The following is a 22382-nucleotide window of genomic DNA, read 5'->3' as shown; positions in this document are numbered from 1 at the left end:
CCCTTGAGGAGTATTTAAAGACTATGCATATCAAACTGTGGGGTGTGAGGGGTTCCCTGCCATCACCCCTTTCAAACACTGAATATACCTCAAAAATAAGGGCAATTCTTGACAAGGCTCTCTCCGCGGGCATTTCTTCGAAGGAATCCATTGACGGGTTTATCAATGAACTCCCCGACGACCTGAAATCCGTGTATGGCGGCAATACTACCTGTGTTTCAGTCGTTTCCGACAGCGGTGCAACATATATACTGGACTGCGGAACAGGAATCCGCCCCCTGGGGAACGAACTCATGAAAGGGGCCTTTGGCAAGGGAAAGGGAGAAGTTAACATCCTGCTGACCCACAATCACTGGGACCATATCCAGGGACTCCCTTTTTTCAAGCCCATCTATGTTCCCGGCAATGTTATACATTTTTATTCGCCGTACAAGGGACAGGAGGAAATACTTAAAAACCAGATGTCCGCTCCCAATTTCCCCGCGGCCTTTGGCAGTACAGGATCAACAAAATTTTTCCATACCCTGGATTCACAAACGACAAATCCCATTCAGCTTGAAGATGATCTTCTGCTTGATTTTTATCCCCTTACGCACCCCAATGGAAGTTTCGCCTACAGGTTCAGACAGAATGGAAAGATTTTTATATTCGCTACCGATGCAGAATTTACCGGCGAAACCCTGGAAAAAATCGGCAATCATACCGATTTTTTTCTCGATGCCGACATCCTGGTTCTTGACTCGCAATATACGCTGGAAGAATCCTTCATGAAAATAGACTGGGGCCACACAAGCTACACCATGGCAGTCAATTGCGGGCTGAGATGGAACGTCAAAACGCTGGTCCTGACTCACCATGAACCTGACTACAGCGACGAAGCCCTATTTGAAAACCATAAAAGCGCCCTCCAGCATGCCCTTGACAACGGGAATAACACGCTGAAAATACTTCAGGCAACAGAAGGCATGACCTTTACACTATAAAATGTTTCCGTCAACTCTCATGAACCACAAAAGAATAGTAACAATAACCATGATGACTCTGGTCATCGCAGCTATCCCCTTTTTTGATGGCAAGGCACAGCGCACGAAATCAAGCCTGAATTCGGGACAGCAGCGTTACGCCGAAAAAGGATTGAAGGACAACCGTTATTTTTTTTATTTTATCAATTCTTCCGTATCCAACCTTGGAAGCGAGGAACAGAAGGCCCTGTACCGGGAAGCCATACAGCGTGATTTGATAGCCCGTATACTTTACATGAAATTTTCCTTTCACGATTCCTTCGTTGAGATCCGTAAAGCGCAGAAACTTCTCATCGACCTGTACCGGACCACCCTGCAGAAGGATATTGCGGCGGCCAGGGAGCTCCTGAACGGGTTCGCCCCCGAGGTCATCAATACCAATGACAACAAGGCCCGGCACTATATCAACCTGGGATACCGCGACCTGGCCGTGACCCGCCAGCTTCTTCTCATGGCCGATAACTATCGTGAAACTCTCTACTCAATGCGTCTGGATAAATATGTCCGGGCGATCAAGCGTATTAAAATCGCCAAACGCTATGCATTTCTCTCCATCGTTGAGTCGCGCAAAATTCGGGAAAAACCCGAGCAGGTACGGGAGCGAATAAACATGGCCTACGGCGAGATGCATAAAACCAACGATGAGGCCAGGATGGAAGAACTGCGCAAACAGCTCATGAAGGACAAGGAACAACTGGAACTTGCCCGGGCAGACCTGGGATATCTATCCTTTGACCGGCTCCATGAACTTATCATCACTATTTCCGACGATAAAAAAGACTATTACAGCCTGGTTCATAACGACAACTACTACCGAACGCGCGAGGGCACATCGTTCTTTGATATGGTATGGGACGACCCCCGCCTGGAAGAAATCAAGGAATATAAGGAATATCAGACTAATTATTGAAATGGTGGCACATGAATTACCGGTATCTCATCTTATCCACATTTCTTATCACACTCGCCTGTTCCGGAAGCAGCGGAAACGGCAATAACCTCTCCAACCTGGGGTTTTACCACACTCCCGATGAAATAATATCATCAATTAAAGGCGAAAAACTTTCACCGGCAGAACACTTTCTCCTGGGCATAACCTGGAAGGAAAAAAAAGATTATAAAAAGGCCCTGCATCACCTGGCTAACAGCTGTTTCACGACCTGCCGGGCTCCCGGCCTGAAGCTCTATGCCCAGCCCGTATACCGCTTTGTAACGTCATTCCATGTCAAATCCGAATACTATGATGACGCGTTATACGAAATTGCCGGACTTTTTTACCTGTACCGTGAGTATGATTACGTTGATAAATTCCTTGAGCGCGTTTCAAAGGACAACCTCCCATTGTACCTGCAGGCCCGGCTTTTAAAAGCACAGAATTACAAGCACTCGGGGAAAACCGGCCAGGCACTTGCCATACTGGAAACACTTCTCGCTGATTTTACTGAGCCTTCACCCCGATCCGTTATTCTCATTAAAAAGGCCTCCATCCTTGAGGAGTCAGGCAGCATTGAAAAGGCTGCTGCGGATTACTTCATCATCCTCTCCATAAATCCCGATTCCTGGCAGGCAACAATCGCCGCGGAACATCTGCATCTTTTTCACAACAAGGGGTCGATCATTCTTGATGACCGGCAAAAACAGGACCTGGGCATAGCCCTCTACCATGCACAAAAGTACAATGAATCAAAGCAGGTACTTGAATCTGTTAAGGATATTGCAGCACCGCCGCACAGTGAATCCTTCAGGTATTTTATCCGGACACTGGCCAGGACCGGAAGCACAAAGGATTTTGGCGCACTGACCAGGAAAATAAAAAAAGTAGATGAGCAGGATATTCAATTCGTTTTTGCCGATGAACTCTGGTCCATGAATAGAAAATACGCATCGATCCCGTATTATAAAAAGCTCCTCCAATCGGACAGGGATGATATTAAACGTATCTCCCTGCAGCGCCTGGCCATCTACATGGAAGACCGGTCTACTCAGGGATTCACCTCATATCTGCTGCAATACGTCAATGCCTACCCCCGGGACATGGTGTCGCATACCATGCTGTGGCTCCTGGGACGCCATGAGATAAAAGACGGCCGGTCCCTGGAAGCCCTGCAATACCTTATGACATCAGACAAAAATCACCCCGGCGGAAAATACAGCGATCAGTGCCGTTTCTGGCTCTATAAAATCCGCCTGCAAAACGGCGACAACAACGGGGCCCGTTCAGCGGCCCTGGACCTTATAACAAAAAATCCCGATTCACCCTATGCATGGATCGTGGCCGAAAAACTGGCCACTCAGGAGTCCTTGGAATCCCTGGATAAGCACTTTACCGAAGCCCGAAAAGAAAAAGACCCGGTGAAATCACTTTTCTATCATTCCCTTCTATTCCTTAAAGAAAAGGACTTCCAGAAGAGAAACGCCCGTCTGCAGAAAATGACCGATATCAGAAATCACTATGAAGAATTGGAATCCCTGCTGGTGAAAGCGGAAAAGGGATCACGTCAGGACGCTGAACTTCCTCTCCTTGATAAATATGCCCGTATCGGAAATGATGAAGCGATCCAGAGAACCTGCAGCCTTCTTCCCAAGGACAAGCAAACCGAAGCTGAAAAAAACGCCCTGCTTGCAACACTGGGGATGAAATACCATAACTATTTTTATGCCGCATACTACAGCCAGGAACTGCTGAAAATTCTCTCCATGCAGGAAAATATCTTCATACAGCCGGAAAAGGCTGTAAAAATGCTGCTTCCCGAATCGTTCCCGCAGTGTCTTGAAATATATACAGGGAAGTATCCCGTTGGAAAAAATATGATCCTCTCGGTCATAAAAGCGGAATCACTTTTCAACCACAAGGCCGTATCATCAGCCGGCGCCATGGGACTCATGCAGCTCATGCCCCCGACAGCAAAGGATCTTGCCCGGGAACTCGGCATCAATTCCTTTGATTTGAAAAATCCCTGTACATCCATACAGTTCGGAACCCGATATCTGGCATGGCTGCGAAAATTCTTTAACAACAATTTCACCTACATGGTAGCCGGCTACAATGCCGGGGCCGGCAATGTCCAGAAATGGCGCCAGAAATTCTCCTCACAGGACGAGGATTTCTTCACTGAATTCATTCCCTTTATGGAAACCAGGTATTACATCCTCCGGACAGGCAAATTCCTGACACAGTATGATTGTGTATATGGACGGTAAGCTGCATCGCGGGATAATTATCCTTCTCGTGCTCTGTCTTGCACCGCTCTTTACCGGATGCGGAAAAAGCAAGACCAGGGAGCATCAGAGCCTGGATCAGTACATCATAATGGAGGCTGAAAAAAAATACCAGTCGCCGGACTGGAAAATAAGGCTGGAAGCAATTCAGGATATAATCGGCATTAGCAACTACGGAACCCTGTCCATGGCCGACAAACAGACCGAATCTTTACTCCTTGATGCGACAAGAGACATTCACGGGGCTGTAAAAATAGAGGCGCTCAAAGGCCTGGCCCGGTATCACTCAGACAGGGTCCTCAATCGTCTTCTGGAAATGTCCCTTGATGAACGGGATGGGAATGTTCGATGGTTCACCCTGCTAACCCTGGGTCAGCACCGTTCGCCCAGGGCAGTTCCTGCTTTTCTCCAGAATATCAAAAGTGAGGACTGGCTCATCCGGGAGGCTTCTATAAAAGGAATTCTCCTCCTTAGGGATGAAACCCTGCAGAGAGACCTAGAGCCTCAAATTATCAAAGCCCTGAACGATCCATCAATAAGCGTTAAAATAACTACTCTGAAATATCTCAGCATAAAAAGCCCCGGCATTTATGAGGCTCTGAGCAGCATCATCAAGGCAAAAACACCGCCACCCTATTCTCTCATGCGATCTGCACTTGTAGCAATTAAAGGATATTCGCTTGATTCAGCCACGCGGGAAAAGATTATTACCCTTTTGACCCATTCAAATACGACCATAAGAATACTGGCTCTCAGAGTACTGAAAGAGGAACAAAACATACCTGTCTTAGAGGAAAAAACTGATAGATAGGAAGAAAATGAGACAGAAGGAGAATTACATTAATTCTCCTTCTCCATGGATTTATATACCTTGTTTTTATTGTCCTCAATATCTTTTTTATGCTGCGTCAGAATCTGGTTCTTCTTCTCGGGATCTACATCCAGCACTTCCACCATGCCGAGAATATTTTCCTTCGAACGGCGATAATAGTAAATTGCCGTCACCAGTCCCCTGGGAGAGGCGCTGGGAGCATTGATATACCGGTCAAAATAATCATTGGCCTTCTGAACACCAAATTTAGCATTGCTGAGATATTTATCCGCTACAGCATCACGCTTTTCTCCCTTCAAACCCTTTTTAAGGGAATCCCTGATGTTCATTTTTATTCCCATGTTAAGCAATTTTTCGGAATCTTCCCGGTACTGGCGCGCCAGCTTCTGAGACATCTTAAGAATTTCTTTTTCATTTTCCATAAATTTATCAGCCGCTTCTTCTACTTTATTTTGAAAATAGAGAGCGCTGGCTTCAGCGTACTGGTCAACGAGTCTTTCAATTTCAGCCTCGCCGCCTCCATAATTCATTACCGAGGCCTGAAGCAGTTTTATATACTTAAAATTTTCATAACTGAGCCTCATAACAATATTAATGGGTTCCGCTTTCCTCTGGGGCGGGCCATATACCGGATCATAACTTACTGCTTGACCTGAAACAGCTGAAGCTGCCATAACAATTGAAAACAGTATACTGATAAATCGAAATCCCTTTGCCATGTTATAACTCCCTTATGAATTTAACAGCCCGTGTCGAAATCACCGGCACATTAAAATGTAGAATATCACTGATTTCATTTAAACAGAGGTCTGAATGACCTCCCCTTCATTTCATTATCGATATATTAATGTCAATTAATTAGATTTTATCTCCTGAATGGATAAAGTCAAGGAAAATTACCCCTGCAATGCGGGAAATAGAAAAATTTATATATCATACAAGTAAAAGTGGGTTCAGATTAGACAGGTTTGGCCTTTTCAAAAACTCATAGTCGTTTTCTTACAAACTGGAACCTTCCGGGTAATTATAAAAAAACCTTCATAAAACATTATTAAATGTTCCCTTATGGGCACAAACATAGGAAAAATTAGGTTTTTTACCCCCACTAACTCCCCCTATTAGGGGGAGAATAAAAGAGGGGGTTGAAAAACCTAATTCTTAGAGGTGCCCATAATTTAAATAATTACTTGCATAATTAAACCCGGCAAATAGACATTCTCTCAGTTTGTTGTGAGTTAAAACTAGCAGAGGATCGTATGCAACCGGAAATTGCCATCATTAAAAGCAGTGATAAACCTTACAGTCACGATAAAAAACTGGGCGGTCTCTATTTACTGGAGAGAAATATAAATGTACTTCTCAAGGCCGGAATTCCCATGATTTACCTTGATCTGAATGAAGAGGAAAAGGCCTTCTATAATAACAAAATAAGCAGGCATATCAGGTCAGCGGGGAGAGTGGCCATGCTGGAAAACACCCGCCTCAGTACGAAAAAAACCGTTCTTATCGTCCCTTCCAACCTTTTTTTTCAGGCCCACTACCTGAATACAGTTGAAACCTATTTCCAGCAGAGAAAGAATCAGCTTACACCTCTCATAAAAGGTGATCAATTTCTCATTTTTAACTTAAATGACATTAGAAATGCGGAACAGTTGGTTTCTCAGTTTATCATTTCCAACACGGGCGGTTTTATCGCACAGAAAATCTATAAAAGGATTTCCATTCCCATAAGCCTAAAGGTGGCCGGGATCAGAATTCATCCCGGATACTTTTCAGTTCTGAATATGTTTATCGGTCTTATGAGTTCAGTCTTCATGATGCTGGCTGCAGACAGATCGTCCGAATCATCATACCGCTATTTCATGATGGCCATGGCCGGTATTTTTTTTCAAACGTCCTCTGTATTTGATGGTGTCAACGACGAGGTGTCAAAATTCACATTTAATTTTTCGAAAACAGGTGATTGGATAGAAACAATCGGTAATAACCTGACTCTGTTATTCTTTCTCATATCCTCATCATATCTTAACTATTCCTATCTTGGTGGCACCGTGTCCCTGGCCTCGATTATTGTCATGTTTGCATCACTGGCAGTATTTCTTCCCTTTATGGTTCGGTATGTACGCAAATACAATGAAACCGGTTTTCTCACTGCTTTTGATAAGCACTTTTTACAATTACTGCCCGATGAAGATTTCCTTGCCCGTTTTGCAAAGTCAATGACGTCTATGATTAAAAAAGAATCATTTTCGCTGATATTCTGCCTCATAGCCATAGCAGGAATGGCGGAAATTATCATTCCACTGGCATCATTCGTCATATTGATCAGCGCCATGGTGAGTGCAATACTGTATTGGAGGTACAAAGATACGGTGAAGGGGTAATAATTCTTTAAAGCAGATCAGTGTTTTATTTTACGATGATCGATGTGTATTTTTTTGACTGTTCTTTTCCTTATTTTCGGCGCGCCTTCAGGATTATATTTCTCCTGAACCTCTTCAATGGGCCGGGTTATAAGCATTTTTACAACTTCTTCCGTCTTATTTAAAACATCAATAAGAATCAGATTCTCCTCGTCAGTAAAATCCTGCAGCAGATAGGCGTCCATTGCGATGTCATCGGGTTTTTCAGATATGCCAACACGTACCTTGGCAAAGCGATCGGATTTCAGTGCTTTTTCCATGGATTGAACACCGGGATGGCTGAGCTTGGAAAAAACAAAGTCAACCCTCATTTCACCAAGCTGAAGGGCCGAATCTTCCACAACACAAATTATATCTTTGACATTGATTCTCAGGAAGGAGGCAATATATAAAACCGACTCACCGATAAGATTTACAAAGGTCTGAGGTTTCAGGAGAACGACCTCCTGCTTGTTTATCTGACCTCTTCCTATAAGCGATTTTTTCTTTTTTATCCGTACGTCTATATTCTCATTATTTCCAAGAATATCTATAACTTTAAATCCAATATTTTGCCTGTTATTGGCATATCGTTCTCCTGGGTTTCCAAAACCAACGATTAGCTTCAATAAATTTCTCCCTTTATAAAATTATATTATTGAGCTACTAAATTAAAATACCTCTTATTTAGTAGCTATAATATAAAAAATGTTACTCCCCGGCTTTCTTTTCAACTGTCTCTGCAACGGCTTCAACAACAGCTTCTTCAGTTTCTTTGGCTACTTTAATTGTATGCACCGCAGCGATAACGGCTTCAGGACTTCCCAAAAGCTCCAGATTTTCACCAAGATTAAGGTCTTTGGTATGAATGGATTGTCCAACCATGAGTTCCGTAACATCCACGACAAATTTTTCCGGCAGGTGCCTGGGGAGACACTGTATCTCGATCTCACGCTCATAGACCTCGAGCATTCCACCGAATTTCAGGCCCTTTGCAGTTCCGATAATTTCAACGGGGACCATGGTGTGGATCTTTTCTCCCTTGGTTACCCTGAACAAATCAACGTGCAGAATATCCTCTGAAGCGGGATCCATCTGGTAATCCTTGACAAAGGCCATTACCTCTGTTTTATCCGTCTTGTTGACGTAATTCAGGTCAAAAATAACACTTTCTGTTATATGCCCCCGGAATAGCTTGAAAAAATCCCTTTCCTTGAATTGTATCTGCTCCACTTCTCCGTGCGAGTAAATAACACCGGGAATATATCCCGTCGAACGCAGTCTTCTGTTGGCGTTTTTTCCTTTTTCTGATCTGACTTCAACATTTAATGTTTTTGCTTCCATATCTGAACCTCGAGTAGGTTATTTTTTCAAAGTTTATCAAACAAACAGCGAACTGACCGATTCACCGTTATGAATTCTTCGTATTGCCTCACCGAACAGAGGAGCAACTGAAAGCACGGTCATGTTTTCAAGCTGCTTTTCTTCCCTCACCGGTATGGTATTCATACAGATTATTTCCTTGAATCCGGCTGACAGTAGCTTGCTCCCGGCTTCTCCCGAGAGTACGGGGTGCGTAAAAAGACAATACACATCCTTTGCGCCAAATTCCTTTAACGCAAGACATGCCTTAGAGATTGAACCGCCCGTATCCACCATATCGTCAATCATTATGCAGTTCTTGCCTTTGACATCGCCGATAACATGCATGACCTCGGCAACATTGGCCTCGGGCCGCCTTTTATCCACAATTGCCAGGCCGGCGTTTATAAATCGGGCGAAAAATCTCGCGCGGTCCACTCCACCCGCATCGGGTGATACAACCGCTACATCCTTTATCCTGAGTGTCTTGACGTAATCAATGGCAATAGGAGTAGCGAACAGATTGTCAACAGGTATATCAAAGAACCCCTGTATCTGGTCCGCGTGCAGATCCATTGTTAAAACACGGTCAGCACCGGTTACCTGGATAATATTAGCCATAACCTTTGCGGATATGGGAACACGCGGTTCTACTTTTCTGTCCTGTCGTGCATAACCATAATAGGGAATAACAACCGTTATCCGAGAAGCCGATGCGCGCATGGCTGCATCAATTATAAGCAGCAGTTCAACCACATTATCGTTCGTGGGATTACAGGTGGATTGTATGATAAAGACATCATGTCCCCTGACATTATCCTTGAGTTTTACCGAAATCTCGCCATCCATGAACCGCTTTAATTCAAGTCTGGCAAGTTCCACATTGAGATAGCTGGCTATCTCCTGTGATAGTTCGGGATTGGATGAACCGGAAAATATTTTTAGTGTGCTGTTTGGCATAATTCAGCCTGTGTTTTGGTTTCATACCGGGAAAAACCCGGCTTAGTCTCATTCAATTTACCGTTATTACCTGGCAGGAAAGTCCACAGGTGACAACAGCAGCCGGGAGCTTAATTTGCTTTATCCTTTCTAAGGTATTGCCACGATAAAAAATGACAGACAATCATACCCGGCCCTGTTACGACATTTGAGCATTGATGAAAAGGCGATCCTCCGTGAGGAGCAAAACATCTGAGGCGCAAGGATTCGAACCTTGGAGTGCCGAGACCAAAACCCGGTGCCTTACCACTTGGCTACGCCTCAATATATGTAAATGCCGGAGCATTTAGTATCAAAAACCAATTTAAGTATAATTATAAAATAACATTCTACATCTTATCAATAAAACTTCGTTACCATAGCAAGCTGTACTTTCTTTTTCAAGCATTTCTCCGCAGCCTGCGCCATTTTTTCATCGTTGAAAAGCCCTATCATGGTTGAGCCGGAACCGGTCATCATGGCAATTTCGGCACCGAGGCCCTGCATTTCTTCCTTCAATTCCTTCAGTTCGGGATACAACTGGAAAACCGGCCTTTCAAAATCGTTTATAAGTATATCTTTTATAGGCTCAAGAGACCGGATCTGAAATGATTGTCTGATTCTTTCCTTTTTAGAAGCAATATCTATTTCATCATATTTTGTCGTCACGCTTCTATTCAGCATTCGGTAAGCCTGTCCAGTCTCAATATGAATTCCCCTGTTGGCAACAAGAACAGTATAATCAAGTCCGCCTGTTATTGGCTCAACCACATTGCCAATACCTTCACATATGGCAAATCCACCCACCATGTTAAAAGGAACATCGGCTCCGATAGATGCTCCGAATTCCATCAGGCGACTATCCTTTGTTTCAAGATATTCATCAAGCAGCTTAAACGTCATGGCGGCATCTGAACTGCCCCCTCCCAATCCGGCACCGGCGGGAATATTTTTTTCAATGGAAAAGGTCAATTCTCCGGAATAACCCCGTTTTTTCATCATGAGATGTGCAGCACGGGAAATAAGATTATCCTGCGGGGATATGGCATCAATAACAGATGCATTCAAACCGCCCGCATTGTTTACAAAAACCTGGACATTCCCCTCGGAATGTCTAATATCTGCCTTTTCAAGTTTTAAAAGATCGTGGAGATCGACCTGCGCCATAACGCTGAAGATGTTATGATAACCATCATCGCGCTTATTCAATACTTCCAGATGAAGGTTTATTTTCGCACAGGCTTTTACTGATCTACCCAATGACATATGTTCAACACATTTGAGTGGCAAAAATATTGTAACCGGTTTTTTTTGTCAATAATTATTTTATTCTGCTTATATCAGTTCTGACCAATTATTGTATTTGACAGCCTGCTCAAAACTGAAAATTCTATGACAATTAAGAATTTAACCGCATTTATCGGATTATGATAGAAAACAAACAATTACTGATTTTTGACTGCGATGGGGTACTCTTTGATTCAGCCGGGGCGAATATTGCCTATTTCAACCTGTGCCTTGAGAGGCTTAATCTGCCGCATTTATCGGAAACCATGAAGTCGCGGGCAGTTTTCCTGTCGGTGCATCAGCTTTTTCTTGAGATTCTGGGTGACCCGGTCAGGGCTGATGAGGCATCCAGAGTCAGCCAGAATCTGCCCTATGATGATTTTCTTCCCATGCTTGAGCCGCTTTTTGATTTTCACCGGGTTTTTTCCCATCTCCGGAGCAGGTACTTTCTAGCCCTGGCCTCAAACAGAAGTAAATCGCTTGTGAAGGTAATGAAGCATTATAACCTCTTCGATTATTTTCACTTTAAAATATCAGCCCTTGATGCCAGACCCAAGCCCGCCCCGGACATGCTGATTTCCTGTCTGGAATATTTTGATATCTCTCCTGAATATTCACTCTTTATTGGTGATTCCGTGTCCGATTCCCAGGCGGCCCACAGTGCCGCCATAGAGTATCTCCATGTGGGCCGGCACGACAGGTATGCCTTTATTAACTCCGTGGAAGAATTGCTGTTGCACTATTGAGTTTAATAGAAAATTTTAATTATTATAACCGGCTTTTATATATAGAATTAGTCTCAAGCTATCGATAATAAATAATAGAAGATAATTAATATCAGGACGCATCAATAACCACATGCAGGTGATATCTTGTTTTTCCAGGAATTTTTCTACACTGAAATAATATTGGCATCTCTGGGAATAATCCTCTCCCTGATCATATTTTTTATTAATATAATCAAACGATTTGCTTTTAACCTGAACCGGCTGTTCGCCATAGTAGCCCTGCTGCTGGCCATACTGAGCGCTCTGCATCTGCTGCAGCTCCTCAATCCTCCTTTTATCTCACGTTTGCTGATAATGAAAATGTACGCTCTTTTCCTGGTACTACAGGCATTAACGGTTTTTCATCTAATTCAGATATATCCCGACGGAGACATCAGGAAAAGGATACCATACATCATACTGACCGATATCCCCGGCATCGCCGTGGCCGCCTTCGCTTTCCTCACGGATTATGTTGTCAAGGATGTGCAGGTTGACCGTTTTATCAATATTTCAACAGGACAATACGTCAGCATCTATTTGGCAGTTCTGGCATTCTACAGCATCGGGGGAACAATCATCCTCTTTTACCGATACCTGACCCTGGAAAACCGAGCCTTTCGCAGGGAACTGCTCTATCTCCTGCTCGGCACCATCCTTGGCTATTCAGTCATGCTGGCGATCATATTCCTGTGGCCTGTTTTGACAGACTATTCCATGTACAGAAGCAATTTTACCTATGCACCCCAGATTTTTCTCCTCATAATCTTCCATCATGCCGTATACGATCTTCCGGGAGTGGATTTCCGGCAGTTATATCTTCGCATTTTTTCATGGATTTTACTTTTTAATATAATGGCACTCCCTGTCGCCATCGGTCTCTATTATATCAAGGATTTACTGACCGGCGACATCACCGCTGTAACGGCAATAACCATACTGATATTTATCTATCTTTTTATCACCTACAGGATTCTGAAACCCCGGTTTGATAATTTTCTCATCAGGGAGTACAGCAGAATTATCGGGATTATAAACGGCTTTTTCAGGCCGGCCGACGACGAGGTGACTTCTGATATCCAGGACATCATGTGGAGCAGCTATTATAAAAGCACCATCTATTCTTTTAAGGAAAAATTCGATATAAACCGTGCTTCATTCTTTATTCTCAACAAAAGAGAAAACCTTTTTTCCCTGACCTACAACTTTGGAGAAAAACCCGACAGAAACAGCATCATGATGAATAATGACATCATCTCCTGCCTGACCATGCATCCCCATGTTGTAGGCAGGTCGCTGTTGTATAACGACAGACGCTTTATTCCCTACAGAGAAATAATGATTTCATTTTTTGATCTCAATAAGTATGAAGCGGCTCTCCCCTTTCTGAACCAGGAGGGAGCCTTGTTTGGCGTTCTCTTTCTTGGCGGCCATGAAAACGGCCGCGCTTTTATAAAAAGTTTTCTTTCCGCCCTGGAATTGTACCGCATCCATTTTCAGAGACAGATGTCCAGCCGTCTCACCATAGAAGAAGTAAAAGAGACACAAATCATAGAACACGACCGGATGGTCGTCAGTGCGATCAAGAAAAAAATAACACCCGAGATCATCCACCAGGTTCCGGGAATACGCGTAAGCTCCTTTCACATGAACAACTCCGTTTCGGGCGGGGATTATTTTGACACGATAAGACTAAGCAGGGACCGGATGTGCATCTTCATGTCGGACACATCCTATGGCGGTATCGATTCAGCCATTCTGGGTCTGGAACTCTATACGGTACTGCATTCACAGCAGAAAAAATCCATGAGCCCGGAACGCATCCTCAACACGATGAACTATGTCATTTCTTCAACGGAGTTCTCCGGTAAATACGCTCCATCAATCTGCATGACGCTCGGTTCTAACGGTGAACTGGAATACTCCGACGCAGCCTACAATCCCCTTACAATATATTATCCCGACAATAATTCATTTACTACTTATGAAACGAAGGGTATTCCGGTCGGTGTGGATAAATCAAACGTCTATGAATCAAAAAAACTCAGGCTTACACCGGGCTGTATCGGCATGCTGTTCTCCGATGGTTTTTCTTCGGCAATAAATGAAACCGGCGAATCCTATGCCGTAAACAGGGCCAGGAATATCATCCTCAAACACAGATACGAGACACCCATGGTCATAAGCCGGAATCTCTTTGCCGACTTCAGCAGACATATCGAGAATAAAAAACAGCTAAATGATGTAACCATGATCATATTCAAGGTTACATACCCGGAAAGCCCTAAAAAATAATTGCTGCAGGATAGCACGCTTGAAAGAACTGGCACAGCAACTGGTACATGCCCTGGGAAAATACTCCCATATTCTGATTTATATCAAGGGATCACCTGATCCCGACGCAATAGCCTCTTCCCTGGCAATTAAATATCTCTGTGACACTCTCAATGTCAAGACGAACATAGTAGCGATAAAAAAGCTTTCCCTCTCCCAGAACAAGCTCTTCATCCGCAAGCTTGATATCCCGGTTAAAATCACCCGTGAGATCGAGAAAATAGACAAATACGATGCCTATATCGTGGTTGACCACCAGTCCGCCATGATTGACCACATAACAGGGATTATTCCCTGTGCCGCCCACATTGACCATCACGAAAAGTCAGACGAACATATTCCCGCCGATTTCAGACTGATCCGTAAAGATATGGGCTCCACCTGCACCATAATCTCGCTCCTGCTCCATGAATTAAATCCTCAGATGAGCGATGCACAGAAAACAACCATGGCAACGGCCCTTCTGTTCGGCATTCAGACCGATACGGACAAATACCGTCACGCCTCACGCTATGACTACGAGGCCATCAACTACCTTTCCCGGTATGCCGACAATGATATCATCAATGACATCGCCGGACTTCCCATGTCGCAGAACACCGCCAAATATCTTTCCATGGCTTCGGACAGGCAAATCATCTACAAAAACTGGCTTATCTACGGAATAGGCTTTATTGACGAAACAGACAGGGACAGTATTGCCATAATCGCGGACTTTCTTCTCAACCGGGAAAATGTTTCAGTGGTTGTAGTTTATGCCTCTGTTACAGGCAGGAACGGAAAGTCACTGACCCTGGACGCGTCTTTCAGGACAAATAATGATAATCTCAATTTAAACAACATTATAAAGGGAATAACGCCGGACGGGGGGGCGCGGAAATACAAGGGTGCCTTCCAGGTACCGCTTGATTTTCTTGGTGTATGCCCGGACCGCGACATGCTCTGGGAAGTTCTGAACCTGTCCACCCTGGAATCATTGAAGCAGCAGCGCGACGAGATTCTTATTACCGAGCTTAAAGGATTTTTCACAAAAGTCCGCGGGACAATCAAAGGTATTTTCAAATAATTCCGACAGGTTCCTTTAAAACAGCAGTGTCATCTGGGCCGCTACTTCATATGAAATGATACTTCTTATGACTTCCCCTGTTTCGCGGCTCCGGTAATTTTCCAGGGCCATCTTCCCTGTCATACCTCCCTGCACATTCCGGTGCAGATCCATTGTCAGTTTTCCCTGGAGCAGGTGCATGTCATAGGGTTCAGGTATGGCTGTCAGCGAATAATCATAGCGATTAAGCTTCATGGAATACTCTATCGTAAAAATAGGAAAGGCCACAAGGGCATACACCTTCGAGAAGGCGTCATATATCCACTTTACATCGGTCTCATAGACCACCGAAAAAGTATACCCCGTATCAACCTCACTGAAACCCGGGTTGATGGTAATAGCGTCATAATAAATCGCATCGGCAGTACTTTCCGCTGAAATGAATTCATGATACTTTTTGCTTCGAATGTCTACACCGGTTATGATGCCCAGGTGGGAACGATCCCACTTGAAAGTAATTCCGATTGACGGTGTATGGGTATTTTCGTATAAATTTCCCGTTATTATCATACTGTTATTGAGAGAATATCCCAATTCAAAAAACGCTGCATGATAGGGCTGGTCCTGGCTGTTGGGACGGAAAAACCAGAAATCAAATATTTTCATCAGGTCAAAACTGAAGCGTGTATTGAAAGTGCGGGTTATTATCTGTTGTGGAATACCATAAATATTCTGACGTTCACATATCTGATTGAGTCCGGCGCCCGTGTCGGCCGTAAAAAGTGAAAAATCAAAAAGAAGATTAAGGGAAAAATTTTCAATAATCTTCAAACCATTGTTATAATCGGCCACAGTAGTTCCCGTCGCATAATCTATTGAAGAGTTCAATGTTTTGTACACATAGTCCCTTCCCTTCGAAGCGGTTTTCCGTCCGAGAAAGAAATATCCCGGGAAAAATTGTATTACGTTGAGCCCTTCGTTTAGTATCCCCGAAGATGATCTTTTCAATCCATATTGTTCGTCAAAGGCATCATATCCCTCTCCCTCGTAGGGGATGGCTGTTTCAGAAAAATAGACCGACCTGGCAAAAGACGCGTTAAGTCCCTTTATAAATCCGGCCTTTTTTACAGTACTGATTTTATTCAGGTTTACGGGAACATCTATCCTGCTGATTGCGGAACTCCGCGCATCCTTCGCCCTTACGAAAGATCCGCTTGTCGTGAGTTCCGAGTCATTATAATCGCGGAAGGAGTTCTCCCGGTAATACATCTCCATGGAGTAAACGGGTGAGATGTACCCGTAATCGGTTATACCCAACGAACAGTTCAAACCCTTGTTCCTCTCCACGAGCCTTGCGTCATCACTTAATATAAATGGAAAATGAAAATCTCCCCGCAGATCACCGAGCAGCGAGGAGTCGTTATATGAAGACTTCCCTGTATACTCGACGATTTCTTCCGAGGCCATCGTGAACACAGGTCGTATAAAAAATACCTTATTGGAATAACTCATTTCAACACTGGTATCGACTCTCTGGCTCTTTTCCGATTCCTCAAGAGGGACGATCAATGAAAGACTGGCGGAATCGAGGGTCCCCGACATGCGATCAAGTTTTTCTTCTTTGAACAGCATATTCATGAGAAGCCGGGTAGTGAGAATGCCTGAAAGGAAATTTTCTATCTTTTCATTTATCAGGATAGTTGGGGTATGGGATATTTTTCCTGTTCTCCTGCTTATATCATTGCTCAGGGCTGATTCATCGCGCATATTATCATAAAAATCGCTTTTACAGGAAAGCTGAATACTGGGAATGCCGCTTGTATCCGAAACATAGTCCGACATTACATAAAATGAATTTCTGACCGTTTCTCCCCTCTTTGTTTCACTCACGTCTTCATTAAGACTGTCCGTGACCGAGTCCTCCCGTATAAAGTCGAACATGGTTTTCCACCGGGGAAGAACATTCATAGAAGAATAGATTTCATAGTACTGCTCACTCATATCCGTGCCGGCTTTGCCGACGGAGCTAAACTGGGACCCATGGCCCTTCTGCACGAATTTCACATCAATATCGGAAAAAACCGGTGTTCCCTTTTCGGTCTTAAAAAGAGGGCGTTTTATTTTAATATCGCTCTCGACCCAGTGAGCGTTGCTTTTCTGCGTTTCCGGCTGCGAGGCGTATATATCGTTGATCCATATCTTCCCCGCGGCGTTTCCGGAACGTACAATGATTTTAATAAAATTTATTCTCTTCATGTCGGGATCACCGGTCTGGCTGAATATCTCCACGTCCCCGGAAGAGTCTTCCTGAAGTTTCAATTTCGTCTCACGCCAGACATTGGGAAAATCCATGGTATAGCGGTACTCCCGGTAATCCGTGTCCGAGGAGCCTATAATGACACTCATTTCGTCACCGCTCTGAAAACAGTATTGCCACAGGTTAAGCGTCCGGTAAAATCGTAGATCCACGGGACTGGAGAGACGCCTTTCCATGGAGAATTCATCGCCGGAGGTTCCATTATACCAGACCTGCATAGCCGATTCGGTCTCCCGTGCCAGCTCATCGGCGGTTTTTTCCCCATAGAGAGATTTATAGACGCCACTTTGTTCAAAAATAAAGGCATTTGCCCGGTAATCACTGTCATTGATGCTGTTCACCGTGGTGATCTGGAGATTCGCCGGACTGGCAGTAACGCCGTTTATCCGTGGATCTTTCCATCGGGAGGAGACGAAGCGGATATCGTCAATGAACAGTTTACCACTCTCTCCAGCATTTCCCTTCATATAAAGACGAACGGTCCATATCTCTTTCAGCAGCTCAATCTGGGCCGTTGTGAGAGATGTATTCATGTAGATACGCGCCCTTTTCCATGATGTATCAATGGCGCTTATCGTAAGCGACGCCGGGCTGGTATCTGCTCCCGGCAGGGTTATCACGTTTTCACCGGTATCGAGAGAGCCGTTTCGGTTCAGGTCTTCCGTATTGAGAACCCCGTCGCCCCTGATATAGGAACTGAGTCCCGGGCCCGATCCCACTACCGTGCTGTAATTTCCGTTAAAGGGATATCCGTCATCCTCGGTCAGATTCGAATCGGGATCCACGTCGAGATACCCGTTCAGGTTGGTATCCTCGGTGTCGAGAATGCCGTCGCCGTCGCTGTCCTCATTTATTTTCCCCAGGTCAAGAAAAAGATTAACATCGTTAGTTCCTTCAAAACGGTACGATATCTCCACATACTGGAGACCGGAAAAATCCACGGCACCTCCGGAAAACTGCCTGCTCGCCACGGACACGCAGGTTGTCCCACCGGTGAATTCATAATCAAAGACAAGCGACCTCTGGGCAGACGTATCTTCTATGGAATCTGCCACATGCCCCGTGGCCACATTATAGGGTCCCGGTTTTACAGCATAGGCCACGGCAGTGGCGTTATACGATGTGCCCTTCAGGCTGCCGGGATTGAAGGGGTCCTGATAATAGTAATAATATAAAAGTCCCCGGTCGGCCTGCAAGGTGCCGCCGGGCATGGAGGAAAGGACCCAGTCCTTCTCAGAGAGAGAGATCGTAGTAATCTCATTCGATGATTCCATGTTATCCAGGAGGCCCTTGCCGAAGGTATTCACATCGCGATAGCTTCTGGCGATTTCAGCGTAGCCCGTTATCTCCACGGGTACATAATCCCTTTTCTTTTCGGTGAAGATATTTACGGCCTCGGCGATCCTTCTGCCGTCCAGCTTCAGGGTGGTATCCCCTTCAAAAAGAAAGGTCTGGGATGACTCGGCCCCGAGCTGGGGGATAATCTCAGACCCCGAACTCCTGTTTAACAGGATGCTTCCTCCAAAGGAAAGATTACGGTTAAACTCATAATCGGCCCGGACGCCGCCGATAAAATCCTGGGACTGCCCGCCCAGGGGAAGATATTCATACCGTACTTCTATAGCTGTTTCGCTGCTGATCTGTGGATTGTTCTGATCGGTGAACATGAGGTATCCCGTGGTATAGTCCAGGGAATAGAGGGACTCGGCAAGCACGCGATCATTAACCTTCACCTGCACGCTGCCGGGGATGATATTAAAATTTTTGAGCTGGAAAGTCCTGGCCTCGCGGTAATAATCGGCCAGCATAGCGTATCGTGATACAGTGGCAACTCCCGCCGGCTGTTTCTCCGTATATATATCATCGAGGGATGCGCTGTCGATCAATGATCTGAAGGGTTCCCTGTGGGAAAAAGAAATGGTCCCCGTTGTGTAATCAATGATATAAGCGCCCAGGGCACTTATATCCGTTTTAGTCATGATGCTGTTTTCACGATAAAACTGCAGGGAAAAATCGCTGGAGAGGAGCTGCCGGTCTCCCAGGTAATAAAAGGACCTGACTTCATAGACATCAAGATTCATGACCCCGTCACCGTTGCGGTCGCCGTCAATGGCGCCATTACGGTCCGCATCCTCATTGATAATAGCGCCGTATTTGATGAACACAAAAAAGCGGCCCGGGTATACCGTGTTGTACAGCGCGGCCGGGTCAGTGGAGGCTGACGATCCCCCTTTCAGATTGTACAACACAAATATCCTTCCGCTTTCGGGAATATCCCTGAGAAATTTGATCAGACCCGTGGTGTAGTTAACCGTATAATCGACGCCGTCCCTGAGTCTTGAATAATATCCCTGGTCGATGGAAAGCTGTATCGCGTCAGAGTTGTTATTCGGGTTCTGATCGTCGAGATATACTTCAAAACCCGAGGGTTCCAGGTTTACCGCATGGGGAGTGAAGGAGGCTTGGTCCGACGTGAACGTGTTGAAAGACGTATAGGCTCCCGGGAAAGACGGTACGTTCCCTGCCCCATCATAGCGTATATAGGGCTCAACCTGATAATACATCCTTTTAACATACTGATATTCCGCCAGGTGCGTGCTGCCCGAAGAAGAGTTGCCCCGGAAAGTTTCCACGGTGGTCTCACCACGGGAAATACTCCCGAAGGCCTTCACCTGGAGGTTTTTCTTTCTTAAAGTTATATCAACACCGAGGCCTTTGCTGGTATTGTTATCATAGACAGCATACTTTGAAGCGTTGAATTTTATATCGATTTCACCGGCATTGATTTCCCGTATAACTTCGTCATCCTTGACGGCGCGGTACTGCATGAGGTAATGATTATCCTGCTTCTGACTGTCATGATCTATATACACGGTCATGCGGTCGCCGATTTTCCCTTCCATGTGCAACTGCATTTCCTGTTCCGGCATGAATCCCGACTGCACCAGGGATGAGGTCGCCCTGTCCTGATCGGAGAGGCGGTATTTATCATTGGCAAAAACGGAACCCCCATAAGCAAGATTGAGCTTCATGGAACCGTAGGATATAAACTCCGTGTCAGCGCCGCGATATAGCGTAGTGACGCCCTGCCGATCTTCCATGGACCGGTATCCCGGAGCAACGATATACCGGTCCCAGTCGCCTTCCCGGTAATCCGTGCCCATGGAAATCGGCGGGAGGATAATCACTGTCGATGAATAAGTGTTATCCTCGTCATTTTTAATTTCAGCAGATTCCGCCGTTTCAGCAATGGCATGACGTTCAATGTAATCCTCGAGCTGTGTTTTAAATCCTTTGTTTTCCGTATACGCGTAAGTCAGCGCAAAGACTACAGCGCCGATGGAGAGTGTAAGGAGGACAGTGTAGGGCCTTTTCCACATGGATCTATTTTCATGGTATCGGTCTTTTTTGCAACAGAAATATGACGAGGCGGGATTTCAGCCCGGAGGATTTTTCCCTTACTGGTGCCTGTTTATTAAGACTGCAGCAGCGAATTACCAGATTCTGCTCATATAAGGATAGGGATTGATGGGTATGCCGCCCAGACGAATCTCATAGTGACAGTGATTTCCCGTGGCGTTTCCCGTCTGTCCCACATAGCCGATGATCTGTCCCTTTTTAACGGATTGACCCTGGGCCACGATGATCGACCGGCAGTGCCCGTATATGGTCTCAAAACCGTATTTATGCTGAATGCGAATCATGTGTCCGTATCCACCACCCCATCCCGCCGACATTATGACGCCCGGAGCCGTGGCCTGGATAACGGTACCGCTGGCAGCGGCGATATCGATGCCCGTATGAAAATCCCTGCCGTGGCCGAAGGGGGAACGGCGCCATCCGAAAAGAGACGTTATGTGACCGGAGTTTGATATTATCGATGGTGTATCCTGAATAACCTTGCTGCGGACATCGATAAAATTTTTCACCGTCTTGATTGTATTGGTGGTGCAGACCAGGTCCTTCTGCAGTTCCTTTATAGTGAATATCTCATCGGGCAGGATATTTTTCATTTTCTTCAGCGCTTCCATATCCTCTTTATCGAAGTCTTCTACGGTCCAGAGTTTATCCACATCGTCAGTACCGGCGGCCAGCTCATAGAGCTCCTCCACTTCAGGCTTCACATCCTCCATGAGAGTTTCCACGTCGTTTGTCAGCTTCTCAAAACGAATGAGATGGGACCGGATATCCTCATAGGTCATCATGAGGCGCTGCTCCTCACGTTTCACCGCGGCATTTTTTATCAGGGCATAGGATGACGTGACAATGATGACAACAAAAAGGAATACAAAAAATGATATGGTGAACTTGGATATCTGAAAATTGAAGATATTCTTCTCGTTGTGGGGAATGAACATAATGGTCATTTTTTCATGGCCTTTCTCCACATAGCCGTCCCAGTACCGGATGGCCTTCTTGCGGAAAACATAAAAACTTTCCATAATTTTCATTCTAAGTCTGCTGGATAAATCTTTTATTTTAAATTTCATTGTTGCCTTTTAAATTTTTCCCGGTGAAAGTCTACAAATACTCTTCTCTGTACATTATCGTAACAGTTGACTATTTTAGCAAGAAGTTTTTGCTGACAAAAGCATCGTGAAAATATACAAAAATTATCACTATCCTGCAAGCCTTTTCCGTAATTTTATACCTGTCCATTGAAGTAATCCCATGGCCATGTACCCTGAGGTTAATATTGATAGTATTCCTTAATATTTTTATGCGGATCAATTGCATGGAACCGTTCCTGATGTTATACTATGAATAGCGATCTCTTCACACTATTAGATCAATTTTTACTTGCCAACCTGGAATCG

15 protein-coding genes and 1 tRNA gene are annotated in these 22382 nt (G+C 44.9%); 8 read left to right on the top strand and 8 right to left on the bottom strand.

The features are described from left to right. The first annotated feature begins 23 nt into the window (after window positions 1–23). The 4 genes from CVV44_00590 to CVV44_00575 are packed head-to-tail and all read left to right on the top strand — an operon-like array spanning window position 24 to window position 5052. Window positions 24–983 carry an MBL fold metallo-hydrolase gene (locus CVV44_00590; GenBank protein PKL41168.1) on the top strand — a complete coding sequence of 320 codons (960 nt, stop codon included), beginning with the start codon at window positions 24–26 and terminating at the stop codon, window positions 981–983. A 1-nt stretch (window position 984) separates the two neighbouring features. After that, a complete protein-coding gene (locus tag CVV44_00585) occupies window positions 985–1932 on the top strand; it encodes a hypothetical protein (GenBank protein ID PKL41167.1) in 948 nt (315 codons plus the stop codon). 11 nt (window positions 1933–1943) lie between these two features. Beyond that, window positions 1944–4223 carry a hypothetical protein gene (locus tag CVV44_00580; GenBank protein PKL41166.1) on the top strand — a complete coding sequence of 760 codons (2280 nt, stop codon included), beginning with the start codon at window positions 1944–1946 and terminating at the stop codon, window positions 4221–4223. Then, window positions 4201–5052, top strand: a complete 852-nt coding sequence (locus CVV44_00575; GenBank protein ID PKL41165.1) for a hypothetical protein — start codon at window positions 4201–4203, stop codon at window positions 5050–5052. Before CVV44_00580 ends, CVV44_00575 begins: the two co-directional genes overlap by 23 nt. Before the next feature lie 29 nt (window positions 5053–5081). On the opposite strand, the gene CVV44_00570 is transcribed toward CVV44_00575, so the two are convergent. Then, the gene (locus CVV44_00570; protein ID PKL41164.1) at window positions 5082–5792 is read right to left on the bottom strand and encodes a hypothetical protein; all 711 of its coding nucleotides are present in this window, start codon (window positions 5790–5792) and stop codon (window positions 5082–5084) included. Between the two features lie 537 nt (window positions 5793–6329). On the opposite strand from CVV44_00570, the gene CVV44_00565 reads away from it, so the two are divergent. Beyond that, the gene (locus CVV44_00565; protein ID PKL41163.1) at window positions 6330–7457 is read left to right on the top strand and encodes a hypothetical protein; all 1128 of its coding nucleotides are present in this window, start codon (window positions 6330–6332) and stop codon (window positions 7455–7457) included. 17 nt (window positions 7458–7474) lie between these two features. On the opposite strand, the gene CVV44_00560 is transcribed toward CVV44_00565, so the two are convergent. The 5 genes from CVV44_00560 to ispE form a co-directional block, all read right to left on the bottom strand. Beyond that, window positions 7475–8104: an aminoacyl-tRNA hydrolase gene (locus CVV44_00560; GenBank protein PKL41162.1), complete on the bottom strand. Its 630-nt coding sequence runs from the start codon at window positions 8102–8104 to the stop codon at window positions 7475–7477. A gap of 82 nt (window positions 8105–8186) precedes the next feature. After that, window positions 8187–8819, bottom strand: coding sequence for a 50S ribosomal protein L25 (locus CVV44_00555; protein ID PKL41161.1), 633 nt, complete (start codon window positions 8817–8819; stop codon window positions 8187–8189). 36 nt (window positions 8820–8855) lie between these two features. Next, window positions 8856–9797: a ribose-phosphate pyrophosphokinase gene (locus CVV44_00550; protein PKL41160.1), complete on the bottom strand. Its 942-nt coding sequence runs from the start codon at window positions 9795–9797 to the stop codon at window positions 8856–8858. A gap of 231 nt (window positions 9798–10028) precedes the next feature. Next, window positions 10029–10100, bottom strand: a tRNA-Gln gene (locus tag CVV44_00545). A 75-nt stretch (window positions 10101–10175) separates the two neighbouring features. Continuing rightward, a complete protein-coding gene (ispE, locus tag CVV44_00540; GenBank protein PKL41159.1) occupies window positions 10176–11081 on the bottom strand; it encodes a 4-(cytidine 5'-diphospho)-2-C-methyl-D-erythritol kinase in 906 nt (301 codons plus the stop codon). Window positions 11082–11242: 161 nt separating this feature from the next. Between ispE and CVV44_00535 the strand changes: the two genes are divergently transcribed. From CVV44_00535 to CVV44_00525, 3 genes are all read left to right on the top strand, one after another. Continuing rightward, on the top strand, window positions 11243–11848 hold the full coding sequence (locus CVV44_00535) for a hypothetical protein (protein PKL41158.1): 606 nt from the start codon (window positions 11243–11245) through the stop codon (window positions 11846–11848). Window positions 11849–11974: 126 nt separating this feature from the next. Then, window positions 11975–14164, top strand: a complete 2190-nt coding sequence (locus CVV44_00530; GenBank protein ID PKL41157.1) for a hypothetical protein — start codon at window positions 11975–11977, stop codon at window positions 14162–14164. Between the two features lie 10 nt (window positions 14165–14174). Next, entirely contained in the window at window positions 14175–15269 is a 1095-nt protein-coding gene (locus CVV44_00525) for a hypothetical protein (GenBank protein ID PKL41156.1), read from the top strand. Window positions 15270–15284: 15 nt separating this feature from the next. Here CVV44_00525 and CVV44_00520 read toward each other — a convergent pair whose 3' ends face one another. Together CVV44_00520 and CVV44_00515 are read right to left on the bottom strand one after the other, a co-directional pair. Further along, window positions 15285–20945, bottom strand: coding sequence for a hypothetical protein (locus CVV44_00520; protein ID PKL41155.1), 5661 nt, complete (start codon window positions 20943–20945; stop codon window positions 15285–15287). A gap of 114 nt (window positions 20946–21059) precedes the next feature. Beyond that, window positions 21060–22055 carry a hypothetical protein gene (locus CVV44_00515; protein PKL41154.1) on the bottom strand — a complete coding sequence of 332 codons (996 nt, stop codon included), beginning with the start codon at window positions 22053–22055 and terminating at the stop codon, window positions 21060–21062. Window positions 22056–22382: the final 327 nt, after the last annotated feature.

The organism is Spirochaetae bacterium HGW-Spirochaetae-1, from assembly GCA_002839375.1.
Lineage (GTDB): Bacteria > Spirochaetota > UBA4802 > UBA4802 > UBA5550 > PGXY01.
Note: the sequence above shows the minus strand (reverse complement) of the source record. Positions and strands in the feature narration are given on the sequence as shown.